The sequence below is a fragment of the Peptoclostridium acidaminophilum DSM 3953 genome (assembly GCF_000597865.1).
In the GTDB taxonomy this organism is placed as follows: Bacteria; Bacillota; Clostridia; order Peptostreptococcales; family Peptostreptococcaceae; genus Peptoclostridium_A; species Peptoclostridium_A acidaminophilum.
Genome location: NZ_CP007452.1, coordinates 1310070 through 1323608 on the forward strand (window position 1 = coordinate 1310070; position 13539 = coordinate 1323608).

General features: G+C 45.7%; 12 protein-coding genes. All 12 read right to left on the reverse strand.

Features of this window, described 5'->3' with window-relative positions; translation table 11 throughout:
* Positions 1 to 118 precede the first annotated feature (118 nt).
* The gene (recA, locus tag EAL2_RS06520; protein ID WP_038601902.1) at positions 119 to 1168 is read right to left on the reverse strand and encodes a recombinase RecA; all 1050 of its coding nucleotides are present in this window, start codon (positions 1166 to 1168) and stop codon (positions 119 to 121) included.
* Positions 1169 to 1295: 127 nt separating this feature from the next.
* Entirely contained in the window at positions 1296 to 1805 is a 510-nt protein-coding gene (gene pgsA / locus EAL2_RS06525; RefSeq protein WP_025435593.1) for a CDP-diacylglycerol--glycerol-3-phosphate 3-phosphatidyltransferase, read from the reverse strand.
* Positions 1802 to 3124, reverse strand: coding sequence for a 30S ribosomal protein S12 methylthiotransferase RimO (gene rimO / locus EAL2_RS06530; RefSeq protein ID WP_025435594.1), 1323 nt, complete (start codon positions 3122 to 3124; stop codon positions 1802 to 1804). Before rimO ends, pgsA begins: the two co-directional genes overlap by 4 nt.
* Positions 3125 to 3137: 13 nt before the next feature.
* Positions 3138 to 4187, reverse strand: a complete 1050-nt coding sequence (gene mnmH / locus EAL2_RS06535) for a tRNA 2-selenouridine(34) synthase MnmH (protein WP_025435595.1) — start codon at positions 4185 to 4187, stop codon at positions 3138 to 3140.
* A 22-nt stretch (positions 4188 to 4209) separates the two neighbouring features.
* Entirely contained in the window at positions 4210 to 6462 is a 2253-nt protein-coding gene (locus EAL2_RS06540; RefSeq protein WP_242842457.1) for an FtsK/SpoIIIE family DNA translocase, read from the reverse strand.
* A gap of 11 nt (positions 6463 to 6473) precedes the next feature.
* Positions 6474 to 7682 (reverse strand): aspartate kinase, encoded by a 1209-nt coding sequence (dapG, locus tag EAL2_RS06545; RefSeq protein ID WP_025435596.1) that lies wholly within the window; start codon positions 7680 to 7682, stop codon positions 6474 to 6476.
* Positions 7683 to 7804: 122 nt separating this feature from the next.
* Entirely contained in the window at positions 7805 to 9895 is a 2091-nt protein-coding gene (gene pnp, locus EAL2_RS06550; protein ID WP_038601905.1) for a polyribonucleotide nucleotidyltransferase, read from the reverse strand.
* 83 nt (positions 9896 to 9978) lie between these two features.
* Positions 9979 to 10245, reverse strand: a complete 267-nt coding sequence (rpsO, locus tag EAL2_RS06555; protein ID WP_025435597.1) for a 30S ribosomal protein S15 — start codon at positions 10243 to 10245, stop codon at positions 9979 to 9981.
* Between the two features lie 68 nt (positions 10246 to 10313).
* Entirely contained in the window at positions 10314 to 11267 is a 954-nt protein-coding gene (locus EAL2_RS06560) for a bifunctional riboflavin kinase/FAD synthetase (RefSeq protein ID WP_025435598.1), read from the reverse strand.
* A 15-nt stretch (positions 11268 to 11282) separates the two neighbouring features.
* A complete protein-coding gene (truB, locus tag EAL2_RS06565; protein WP_025435599.1) occupies positions 11283 to 12188 on the reverse strand; it encodes a tRNA pseudouridine(55) synthase TruB in 906 nt (301 codons plus the stop codon).
* A gap of 17 nt (positions 12189 to 12205) precedes the next feature.
* Positions 12206 to 13174, reverse strand: a complete 969-nt coding sequence (locus tag EAL2_RS06570; RefSeq protein WP_051489106.1) for a DHH family phosphoesterase — start codon at positions 13172 to 13174, stop codon at positions 12206 to 12208.
* Entirely contained in the window at positions 13167 to 13526 is a 360-nt protein-coding gene (gene rbfA, locus EAL2_RS06575; RefSeq protein ID WP_025435601.1) for a 30S ribosome-binding factor RbfA, read from the reverse strand. The genes EAL2_RS06570 and rbfA overlap by 8 nt, the downstream gene beginning before the upstream one ends.
* Positions 13527 to 13539: the final 13 nt, after the last annotated feature.

Here is a 13539-nt window from a genome sequence, read left to right on the forward strand (position 1 = left end):
TGCTAAACATATTGTATAATTTTTTTATTAAAGTGTCAAGTTATACAGAATATGGTAAAACAAAGGACTGCATAGTAATTGCTCAGCAGTCCTTTGTTCACTCGTCCCATAATATATTTTATACTATTTTATCTGCCTTCTTGTCTTTCGCTTCCTTGTCTTTTGCAGACATCTGTTCGTCCTTTTCAAGGTCGAAATGGGCTCTTATGGCTTTTTCAATCTCATCTGCCATCTCTTTGTTGTCCAGGAGGAATTTCTTTGAGTTCTCCCTGCCCTGGCCAAGCTTTATGTCGTTATAGCTGTACCATGACCCCGACTTGTTTACTACATCTATTTCTACGCCTATGTCGAGTATCTCGCCTATTTTAGATATGCCTTCTCCATACATTATGTCAAACTCGCACTGCTTGAAAGGAGGCGCCACCTTGTTCTTTACGACCTTGACTCTTGTCCTGTTTCCGACAACTTCATCGCCTTGCTTAATCGCCTCGATTCTTCTTACATCGAGTCTTACAGATGAATAGAACTTGAGCGCTCTTCCGCCAGTGGTGGTCTCGGGATTTCCAAACATTACGCCTATTTTTTCCCTGAGCTGGTTTATGAATATGGCCGAACAGTTTGACTTGTTCATGGCGCCTGCAAGCTTCCTGAGCGCCTGAGACATAAGCCTCGCCTGAAGACCCATGTGAGAATCGCCCATATCGCCCTCTATTTCAGCTCTAGGCACTAGTGCCGCCACCGAGTCTACAACTATTACGTCTATGGCTCCGCTTCTTACAAGCGCCTCTGTGATCTCGAGGGCCTGCTCTCCAGTGTCCGGCTGGGAAATAACAAGATTATCCAGATCAACTCCAAGGTTCCTTGCGTATACCGGGTCAAGAGCATGCTCTGCATCTATAAAAGCTGTTATGCCGCCTTTTTTTTGTGCTTCAGCTATTATATGAAGTGAAACAGTCGTCTTACCAGAAGATTCCGGACCGTAAATCTCAACTACCCTTCCCCTTGGTACTCCGCCTATTCCTATTGCTATGTCAAGTCCGAGCGAGCCTGTCGGTACTGATTCCACATTGAGCCTGGAATCCGCACCGAGCTTCATTATCGAGCCTTTTCCAAAATCCTTTTCTATCTGTGCAATGGCGCTGTCTAGAGCTTTTCTCTTATCATCCATTTTATTCACCTCTTCATAATCAATGAGAACAAACGTTCTAATTCGATTATATATTATGCTTCCATTTGAGTCAAGCCTTCCTTGCTGATTATAGGAAAATCCCCCTTATTCAGAGGGATTCATATGATTATGCTATTATGGACTTGTTCAGCCTTATATAGTCATATCCAGAGTATACTGTTAGTATGGCTGCAAGCCACATTACATATATGCCGCCTGGAACTCCAAGGAGCATAAGGAGTATGGCGGCTATCTGTGATATAGTCTTCAATTTTCCCCACTTGCTGGCTGCAATAACAACTCCGGAAGATGCCGCTATTGCTCTTATAATGCTTATTGTAAACTCCCTGGATATTATAATCACAGGTATCCAGGATGAGAGCATACCCGTTTCCACCATGGTTATGAGCGCCGCCGAGACAAGCACCTTGTCCGCAAGAGGGTCCATGAGCTTGCCGAAGTTAGTTATCATGTTGTACTTTCTGGCTATATAGCCGTCCAGAAAATCTGTAAATGAGGCTAGGGCAAAAATCAATGCAGCCGCATATAGCGAGTATTTGAAATCAGCAAGCATTATAAGCATGAAAACCGGTACAAGGGCCATTCTGAAAATAGTCAGCTTATTTGCCAGGTTCATATCGTTTCCCCCTTGACATCGTATTCTGTAGCCTCAACTATCCTTACATCGACAAAGCCTCCAACAGGGAGCTCTCCCTTTGCCTTTACATATATAAGGCCGTCTATCTCGGGCGCTTCCTTCTGGCTTCTTCCTGAGTAGAGTCCTTCCTCGAGCTTTTCCTCCAATATGACACGGCAGCTTTCACCGACTCGTTTCATATTGTTTTGAAGTGAAATTTCCTGCTGCAAGAGCATTACCTCTTCTTTTCTGGCGAGCTTTACCGCCTCGTCCACTTGCCCTGGTAGATTGGCTGCCGCGGTTCCCTCCTCCTTGGAGTATGTAAATGCTCCAAGCCTGTCAAATCTCGCCGTCCTTACGAAATCCTTGAGATCCTCAAAGTCCTCTGCGCTTTCCTGAGGAAAGCCGACTATGAGCGTTGTCCTTATTACGGCATCCGGAATAGCCTTTCTTATAAGGCTTATTTTATTGAGCATATCCTCTCTCGTCGTCTTTCTGTTCATCAGCTTTAGAATCCTGTTGCTGCTGTGCTGAACCGGCATATCGAAATAGCTGCATACCTTTTTGCTGTTTTTTACGGCATCTATGAGCTCGCTGTCTATCTCCTCCGGGTATGTGTAGAGCACCCTTATCCATTCAATCGCTTCAATTTGCGAAAGCCTCCGGAGCAGCGTCGGGAGCGTTTTTTTGCCGTATATGTCAATGCCGTATCTAGAGGTATCCTGCGCTATTAGGATCACTTCTTTTACTCCGGATTTGGCAAGCTCTTCAACCTCCGCTACTATATCCTCTATCTTTCTGCTCCTGTATTTTCCCCTTAGCTTCGGTATTATGCAGTATGTGCATTTGTTGTCGCAGCCCTCCGCTATTTTAACGTATGCCATATAATCCGGCGTCAGCTTTTTCTTTGGCAGATTTTCAGCTATATCCTTGTCTATGTCCTCGATTATGCTGAGTTTGCCCTGGCTGTCCAAGCCCTCTATGGCCTTGGCTATCTGAGGAAAGCTGGTTGTGCCCAGTATGAGGTCTATCTCTGGTATTTCGCTTTGCAGCTCCTGGCTGTACCTTTGGGCCATGCAGCCTGTCACTATCAGATATTTCAAAGCTGCGCTTTTTTTATAGCCCGCCATTTCAAGTATGACGTCAACCGATTCTTCCTTGGCCGACTCGATGAAGCCGCATGTGTTTACTATTATTATGTCCGCAGCTTCAAACTCGGTTATAAGCTTGTAGCCGTTTTTTTCGAGAATCCCCGCCATTATCTCCGAGTCGTTCAGGTTCTTTGAGCATCCCAGCGATTCAATTGCAATTTTATACATAATCTGCTCCTTCTTATGTGTTGGAAAGCGCCGCTTTGAAATTCCTAATGCTCCCAAGCGCGCTGTCTATGTCGTCAGTGTTTATACGATCATCGTATTTATACTTGTCTATTGAATAATTATACATCGGATCATAATACTCTCCAATGAGCTTCTCGACTGCTCCGCTATAGTCCTTTGCAGCTATGCGCTCAAGCAGAAAGTCCACCTTCTCATTGCCCATACGTTTTCTAAGATAGCCTACGGCCTCCATGAGCTTTTCATCATCCTTGAGGCTCAACCTTACATACTGGTCCACAAGCCTTTTTGTTCTATCCGAAAGACTTGCTTCAAGCAGTATGTGCAGCGAATCCGGGCTTACTATCATTTCATATATTTCGTTTGGCAGCATAACACTGCCCACCCTCTTGCTCTCGCTTTCTGTGAATATATACTCATCCTGCGAGTTGTATATAGCGTCGAATATTGCTGTCTCAAACAGCTTCTGCGACGGCGGATCCTCAACATAGCATATGTGTCCAAATACCGAGCCGCAATTCTTGGCAAGCTCCTCGAGATCGAGCACGCAAAACTCATCCTGAAGCAGCTTGAGCACCTCCGTCTTGCCGACTCCCGTGAGGCCGTGAAGCACTATGAATTTCTTGTGTTCGCCCACTCGGCTCAGGTAGTCTATGACATAGTTTCTGTATGATTTGTAGCCGCCCTTTAGCTGGAGCACATTCATGCCTGTGGAATTCATCAGCTCAACTACTGATTTGCTTCGCATGCCGCCCCTTGAGCAGTATACGACTACATTCTCATACTCGCCTGCTATTTGTGCAAACTGCTTATAGTATTCGGATAGCTTGGGGGAGACAAGCTCGAGTCCCCTTTCAACCGCATCCTCCTTGCCCATGTTCTTATAGAGAGTACCAACTATCTTCCTCTCATCATCATCCAAAAGGGGCAGATTCCTCGCATTCATTATCCTGTTATCAGTATACTCACCAGGAGATCTTACATCTATGAATATGCAATTATCAAGCCTGAGAGCCTCGTCTATTTCAATAACCTTAGTTTTCAAATTGACCACCTTCCAAATACGCCTAGTCCTCTCTTGAACGCAACACTCTCCTTGGCTTGCTTCCCTCGCTAGGTCCTATTATGCCTTTTTTCTCCATTTCCTCTATCATCCTTGCCGCCCTGTTGAAGCCGACGCGCAGCCTCCTCTGAAGCATTGAGGCCGAAGCCTGGTTTGACGATATTACAAGCTCAATGGCTTCCGACATGAGCTCGTCCTCGAATTCCTCCTCTGCCGTGGCCATGCTTTCTATTTCCTGCGAAATCCCGCCTGATTCGGATTCCTGCTTGAATTCCTGATCCTTTACAAACTCCACGACGCTCTTGATCTCTCCTTCATCTACAAACGCTCCCTGGACTCTTGTAGGCTTGCTTTGACCCACAGGATAAAACAGCATGTCGCCTCTGCCGAGGAGCTTCTCGGCGCCGCCGGAATCGATTATAGTCCTTGAATCAGTCGATGAGGATACAGCAAAAGCTATTCGTGACGGTATATTGGCTTTTATCAGGCCAGTAATAACGTCTACAGAAGGCCTTTGCGTGGCTATGACAAGATGCATGCCTGCAGCCCTGGCCATCTGGGCAAGGCGGCATATCGAATCCTCTACTTCCTTGGGGCTTGCCATCATAAGGTCCGCAAGCTCGTCGATTATCACTATTATCTGGGGCAGCTTTTCATCTGCTTTCTGATTGTAGCCCTCGATGTCCCTGGCGTTGTTTTCTGCAAATACTCCATATCGCCTTGTCATCTCTGATACCGCCCAGTTAAGGGCCATGGCCGCCTTCTTAGTGTCAGTCACTACAGGTATCAGCAGGTGTGGTATGCCGTTGTAGCCGCTGAGCTCAACCACCTTGGGATCTATCATTATGAACTTGACCTCGTCCGGCCTTGCGTTCAGCAAAATGCTCATTATTAGCGAGTTTACGCATACGCTTTTTCCCGCTCCTGTGGCGCCTGCAATAAGCATGTGCGGCATCTTTGCGATATCAGCAACCACAGGAGCTCCTGAAATGTCCTTGCCTATGGCAAAGCTCAACTTCGATTTGGCAGCCTTGAATGCGCCTGATTCCACAATATCCCTAAGGTGTACGCTCTCCCTTGATTTGTTTGGAACTTCAATGCCGACCGCAGACTTGCCCGGTATCGGCGCCTCTATTCTTATGCTTTGAGCCGCAAGGTTGAGTGCGATGTCATCAGAAAGATTTACAATCTTGCTTACCTTGACTCCTGATTTTGGCTGTATCTCGTATCTTGTTATCGCAGGGCCTATGCTAACCTGGCTGACTTTTGCGTCCACCCCAAAATCAAGCAGTGTCTTCTCAAGCATCTTTACCGTATCCTTTATTTCCATCTTGTCCCCGCTGCTGCTTATGCTTTCATTTCTGCTTAGCATTGTCACAGGAGGTATGTTATAGTTGCAATAGCAAATCTGCGATTGCTCCTCGCTGACGTTTAGGCCGTCTTTTGCTTCTTTAGGCGGAGCCTCGGCAGCTTCAGCCGATTCCTTGCCCTGCACCGAAATATTTTCAACAGCTTCCAAAGACGCCCTGTTATCCTGAGGCGAGTTTGTTATTTTGAAGTCTACTATTTCAAATTCTTCGCTTGGTTTTGCCTCTTTCTTCCTCACCGGAACCTTCTTCTTGCGCTTTTGCGCTGCAGTAAATGCCGCCTTTGTTGATTTGAGTGCAAATGAAATCACGCCTTTAAGTAACTGGGCGGTTTTTTTAAGCAGTGGCACATCAAATCCAAATGCCACCGAAAAGAGAAGCAAGGATATGCCCATTAGCATGCTGCCGTCGCTTCCTATAAGCCTTACAATACTAGCCGAAACTAAAAGGCCTGCAAGCCCGCAGCCTTGCATGCTCTCTCCTGCAACAAATGCCCTCTTAATGTCTCCCATTCCGCTTATACTCGCCTGAAGAGCAGCCGCATTTACAACGCAATACAGCAGCAGGCAGCCTGCGAAAAACACGTAATGAAGCCTGTATCTTGTGAACTTGATGCTCTCTATGTTTGAAGAAAGCTTTCCAGCCGATATCCATATGAGCAGAAGCGGCACCGCAATGGAAAAGCTTGAAAAAATTCCGCCAAGCAGCAGCCTTGTCCATCTTCCGATTTCGCCCGTCGCCATCCCCATAAGGCTTAGCAGCATGAACATTGCAGCAAAAGCAATGGCTATGCCTTCGAAAATATTTGCACGGCCGTTTTTCTTTGCGGCCTCCCTGGAGGCTCTTTTTTTTCTTTCCTGCCCTTTTCTGGCTTTTTTCAACTTATTCACCCCGGAAGGCACTACATGTAAAGCGCAAATTCATCATGCAGTGAATTCACGGCTTTCTTTACATCTTCTGTCTTTATAAGGCACGATATGGTCATATGTGAGTCGGTTGTCTGGAGTATGTCTACGTCCACGCCGCTTAGAGCAGTCACTATCCTCGACATAACTCCGGGTATGCCTGTAATCCTGTCTCCGATGACAGTCACCTTGGAGCATTCAGTCGCAATTGTGTATTTTGTATCGTATTTTTTGAGCGTCTCCTCTATTTTGCTTACCTCGTCGCCGTTTACCGTGAACGCCTTTTGGACCATAAAAAAGTTGATCATGTCTATGCTTATATCCTGGGCTTTTATGTCGTCTAGTATTTTAGAAAACATAGCAATGTCGCTGGTGTTTACCATGATCTGAGCCACGTTATCCTTGCTTGCAACGGCTGTTATAAGCTTCTTGTTCATGTTGTACGTGTCCTTTCCTTTGCTGTAGCCCACGCTTGTACCTTCGCCCTCGCTGAGCGTGTTTTTTATCTTAAGGACTATGTTGCTGTTTTTTGCAACCTCCACAGCCCTTGGGTGTATTACCTTCGCGCCAGTTTCGGCCATCTGGAACACCTCGTCATAATTGATATTTTCTATAGTGCGCGCATTTGGCTGAATTTTGGGATCAGCCGTCATTATCCCCTCTACATCGGTGTATATCTCTACAACGCTGGCATTGAGCGCGCTCCCTATTACCACCGCCGAGGTATCGCTGCCGCCTCTGCCCAGCGTTGTAATTTCCCCATCCCTTGAGATGCCCTGGAAACCAGTAACTATTACAACCCTGCCATGCTCTAGCTCGCTTTGAATTCTTTTGGGATCAACCTCCAGCACGCTCGCATTTGAAAACTTGTCATCCGTCATTATGCCTGCCTGTGCACCAGTAAGCAGAACTGCTCCTATTCCGCAGCCTCTCAGCACATGCACGAGCACTGCTCCTGATATAATCTCTCCGCACGACATGAGCATATCCATCTCCCTGAGGCTGACGTCACTGCCGCTTATGTCTTTGCAAAGATCTATAAGCGTATCTGTTGCATACGGAGCCCCTTTTCTGCCCATTGCAGAAACAACCACCACAAGCTGATTGCCGCTCTCTACGCTGCCTTTTATAATGTCTGCGACCCTTCTCATTCTTTGTATGTTTTCAAGCGATGTTCCGCCGAATTTTTTAATCACTATGCCCATTAGCGCATTTCCTCCGTTCAATCACAGTAAAGTCTTCTATACTATTATAAATTACATGTTTTTCATAATCAACATTAATACCTGATTCAGCTCGGCCATAAAAAAAATAAGCACTTATGTGCTTATTTTTCTAAAAGTGCCTTTCTCGAAAGGTTTATTCTTCCCTGGTCATCAATTTCCATCAGCTTGACCTGCACCACGTCTCCCACATTGAGCGCGTCTTCAACCTTCTCGATTCGCTCATGCGCTATGTTGGATATGTGTATAAGGCCCTCTTTGCCTGGAAGTATCTCTACAAATACTCCGAATTTCATAAGCCTTGTAACCTTGCCTGTGTAAACTTCCCCTACTTCAGGCACTTTTACAATGTTTTCTATTATGGCCTTCGCCTTTTCTCCGGCTTCGAGATTCTCAGCTGTTATGAACACCCTGCCGTCATTTTCGATATCTATCTTGACGCCGGTTTCCTCAACTATCTTAGTTATTACCTTACCGCCAGGTCCTATTACGTCCCTTATCTTGTCTACATCTATAAGCATTTGTATTATTCTAGGTGCGTAAGGCGAAAGCTCAGTTCTTGGCGCAGTCATTGTTTCCTGCATCTTGCCAAGTATGAAGAATCTGCCTTCCTTTGCCTGCCTAAGGGCGTTTTCAAGCACGCTTCTGTCTATTCCGTGTATCTTTATGTCCATTTGTATGGCAGTTATGCCTTTTTTAGTTCCCGCCACCTTGAAGTCCATGTCGCCCAGGAAATCTTCCATTCCCTGAATATCGGATAGTATGGCTATGCTGTCGCCTTCTTTTATAAGACCCATTGCTATTCCCGAAACCATGTCCTTTACGGGCACTCCGGCATCAAGCAGCGAAAGTGTGCTTCCACATACGCTCGCCATTGACGATGAGCCGTTCGAGCTTAGTATCTCAGACACAAGCCTTATGGCATAAGGGAATTCATCCTTGCTTGGGAGTACAGGCTCAAGCGCTCTTTCTGCAAGGGCTCCGTGTCCAATCTCTCTTCTTCCAGGTCCTCTGAGGAACTTTGCCTCACCAGTGCTGAAAGGAGGGAAATTGTAGTGGTGCATATATCTTTTTTCTTCTTTTTCATCTAGTCCGTCGAGTCTCTGAACGTCTCCGAGGGCTCCCAGCGTAGCTATAGTGAGCGCCTGTGTCTGTCCCCTTGTGAAAAGTGCAGATCCGTGAGTTCTTGGAAGCACGCCAACTTCGCTCCATATCGGCCTTATCTCTTCAAGTCCTCTGTTGTCAGGCCTTATGCCCTCTTTAGCTATCATTGTCCTTACCTGCGTTTTGACAAGCGAGTCAAGTGCAGCCTTGACGTCCTTTTCAATCTCGCCGAAGCCTTCAGCATATTTCTCCTCGAAATAGGCTGCTGTCTCGGCCTTGACCTTGTCCATGTTTTCTACTCTTTCAAGCTTGTCGGCAGTTCTTATGGCAGAAACCATTTTATCGGTTGCGTATTCATTAACCATTTCCTTTATCTGGGGATCGGTTTCAAATACAACATATTCCTGCTTTGCCTTTCCTTCCTTGGCAACTATACCGTCAACGAAATCGACTATTTTCTTAATCTCGTCATGAGCCTCGATTATGGCTTCAATCATTATCTCTTCGCTTACTTCATCTGCGCCTGCTTCGACCATCATTATGGCATCTCTTGTACCTGAAACCACTAGATACATTGCGCTATTTTCCCTTTCGTCAAGCCTTGGATTCACAACAAGCTGGCCGTCAACGAGTCCTACTGAAACCGCTCCCGTAGGCCCTGCAAAAGGAACTGATGATATTGAAAGGGCGATAGATGAGCCTATCATAGCAACTATGTCAGGATTGCAGTCCTGATCTACAGAAAGCACCTTTGTTATGACCTGAACTTCGTTTCTGTATCCCTTTGGGAAAAGCGGCCTTATCGGCCTGTCTATAAGTCTCGAGGTCAATACTGCCCTCTCTGAAGGTCTTCCTTCTCTTTTTATGAAACCTCCCGGGATTTTACCTACAGCATAAGTTTTCTCCTCGTAATCAACGCTCAGAGGGAAAAAGTCTATACCTTCCCTAGGTGAAGCTGAAGCACATACAGTTGCAAGCACAACCGTGTCCCCGTATCTTACCATGCAGCTTCCATCAGCCTGCTCTGCAACCTTGCCAATCTCAACAGTCAGCGCTCTTCCCGCCAGGTTCATTTCATAACTACTGTACATAAACTACCTCCTTCCGAAATAACAACGCCTAAAAATTACTTGTCCTTCTATTATAGAAAAAGAGCAGGTTTAACCCGCTCTTGCTACTTTCTTAAACCAAGTTTTTTAATTAGCTCCTGATATCTTACAAGATCTTTATCCTTAAGATATCTAAGCAGGTTCCTTCTCTTACCAACCATCTTGAAAAGACCTCTTCTTGAGTGGTGATCCTTCTTGTGAGTCTTAAGGTGATCATTAAGCTGGTTTATTCTTGTAGTAAGTATTGCTACTTGAACCTCAGGAGAACCAGTATCATTTTCACAAGTCTTGAACTGCTCGATTATGCTTTGCTTTGCTACTTTTTCTAACATTACAGCACCTCCATTTTATTATCCCCATTTGCCAAGTATACGTTGGTGACTCGAATACTTAGCAAAGGTTAATTACCACTTTGTATTGTACCATATTGAAATTTGCAAGTAAATAGTTTTTTGATATTTTGAACGTCGTTTTGGAGCTGTACTTTCAGCTCTTCGATGGAATTGAATTTTATTTCATTCCTTAGCCTGTCCAGGAAAATTATTCTGGCAGTCCTTCCATATACATCGCCGCAAAAACCTATTATGTGTGTTTCCACGGAAAGCCTGCTGCCGTCAATCGTTGGGTTGTAGCCGACATTTGTGGCCCCGCAGTATTCCCTGCCATCAAGCAGCACTTTGGTGTAATAGACTCCTGTTTTTGGTATCAGCGCGCTCTCGTCTGCCTGTATGTTTATAGTTGGAAAGCCTATCTGCCTTCCGAATTTTCTGCCGTGAATTATCGTGCCGCTTACATCATATTCTCTTCCGAGCATTATACCAGCTTCCCTTACATTGCCTTCGCTGAGCATCCTTCTTATAAGAGAGCTGCTTATCTTCTGCCCGTTCCTTAGTATGGGTTCTATTACATCGATACTGTAGCCGTAGTCTTTGGAGAGCCGCTCGAGCTTGTGTATGTCTCCGGCTCTATTTTTGCCGAATCTGAAGTCATATCCAACAACTACAGCCTTGGCCCTTAGCTTTTCAACCAGTATATTATTCACAAACTTTTCCGGTTCCAGTCCGGAAATTTTTTCATCGAATGGCAGGCTGACAAAAATCTTTATGCCCATGTCTTCTATCAATCTGAGCTTTTCGGCCTTGACCGTTAAAAGCCTTACATGCTTCCCCTTCAAAAAATCGCTGGGGTGGTTTTCAAACGTCAGCAGCAGACTCTTAAGTCCTCTTTTTTCCTGGACATCCACGGCCTTTTTTATCAGGCTTTGATGCCCAAGGTGAACCCCGTCGAAATTTCCTATGGTGACCACCGTATCTTCATTTATTGTTATCTGGTCCAAACTGCTGTATATCTCCATAAGTCCATCTCCAAATTACACAAGTAATTTATAGCTTTTTATGCACAGCTGATCTTCCACAAGGCATCCCCTGCCTATGCCGTAGAAGACTCCCTGGGAATAGACCCGTACCAGATCGCCCTCTTGAATACCAGCGCCTGCTGTGAAGCCTTTGCCATACACATAGGCTCCGTTTAGAAAGGATTTCATTGCAGACTCAAATATGTCCACCTGGTTGTACTCCTTTAGCGCATAGTCTGTCGGCAAAAGAATATCCTTTGCGCCGTCAAGCTTTAATGCCGCTTCAAATTCCTCTATTGTGTGTGAATTTTCAAGGTTGAATTCACCCGAGGCCATTCTAAGCAGGAACGACATGTAGCCGTGGCATCCTAGTGCCTCGCCCATGTCGTTGCATATGCTCCGGACATAAGTGCCCTTTGAGCATTCCACATCGAACAGCACGCTTCTTCCTTCTATCCTCACAACCCGGATGTCGTGTATGAATATCTTCCTGGACTTTATCTCTATATCGCTCTTTCCTGCTCTGGCAAGCTCGTATAGTTTTTTGCCGTTCACTTTGAGCGCCGAATATATCGGAGGCTGCTGGAGCTGCTCTCCGCTGTAGCTCTCTATTGCACTTTTTATGGCATCATCCGCTGGCACGTCAAAATCCTCGGCTTTTTCCAGAATGGCTCCGAAGGAGTCGTATGTGTCTGTCTTTATCCCCAGAGTCAGCTCTGCTCTGTTATTTTTTTTCTTTTCTTGTATAAACTCACATATTCTTGTAGCCTTGCCTATGCAAACCGGGAGCACGCCTGCTGCATTTGGGTCAAGCGTGCCGGTATGGCCGATTTTCTTTATTCCCGTTATTTTTCTAAGCATTCCTACAACATCATGCGAAGTCATACCTGTTGGTTTCAGTATGTTAACTATGCCGTTCAATATATCACCACTTCACCTTATAACTTCAAAGCCTTTTTAAGTTCGGCAATAACTAGCAGCTTTGCATTCTCAATGGTATCTGATATAGTACAGCCCGCCGCTCTGACATGGCCCCCGCCCCCGAATTTCTGGGCTATGGCATTGACATCTGCATATTCCTTGGATCTCAGGCTTACTTTTATGTCGTCTTTTGACTTTTCCTTGAACAGAACTGCTATTTCAACGTTTTCTATGTCCCTTGCATAGTCGATTATGCCTTCCGTGCTGTTTGAATCTACGCCATGCCTTTGGAACATCTCCTGCGTAAGCTCAATAGAGGCGATACTGTCTCCATGGAGCGAAAGCGTCTCGAGCGCGTCGCCCAGAAGCTTCATCCTGCTGTAGGAATTGCTCTGGAAAAGATTCTTGACTATGCTGTCCTTGTCTATGCCTATTTTCATTATTTCACATGCCATTTTGAAGCTGTCTGCACCAGCATTCGAGTACATGAAGTTCCCCGTATCTGTTATGAGGCCTGTATAGAGGCATGACGCAATAGCCGAGTCTACAAGCTCAGTCTTTTTTTCCTTTGAAATCTGCTTTAGGATATAATAGACTATTTCGCTTGTCGAGGATGCCTCCTTGTCTACATAGTTGACATCCCCAAAGCAGTCATTGCTGACATGGTGATCTATATTTATAATGCTCTCTGCGCCTTCTTTCACGGCCTCGCTGCAGCAGAGCCTTTTGGCGTCGCCGCAGTCAAGTGCTATAAGGCTGTACTTTTCCGGCAGAGCTCCTTCTAAAACGCTTGCTCCCGAGAGCCTCATGAGGAACTCAAGATTGGCAGGCACAGCATCGTCCATAACCACAAATGCCTTCTTCTTGAGCCTCCGAAGCGCCATGCAAAGACCCGTAAGCGAGCCTATGCTGTCCCCGTCCGGATTGCAGTGGGATGTTACTATAAAGCATTCTCCCTCAAGCAGCTTGTCCATTAGCTTAATCATTGTTGCCTTCTTCATCCTTTAGCTTGTCGATAAGCTTGGACATGTATATGCCCCGCTCAATCGAATCATCGAGCTTGAACACTACCTCAGGTGTATACCTTAGCTTTATGTCCCTGCCGATTTCCTTCCTTATGAAGCCGCTTGCACTTTTCAGGCCTTTTAGCGCAGCCTCCTTGTCACCCATAAGCACGCTTACGTATACGTATGCATATTTGAAGTCCTCAGTGACATCGACTTCTGTTATGCTAGTCAACGTCGAAACCCTTGGATCTTTTATCTCTCCGGATTGGATCATTGTGCTTATTATCTTTTTGATCTCTTCACCGATTCTTTTTAATCGCATTTGTCCCATGGCCTTATTTCCT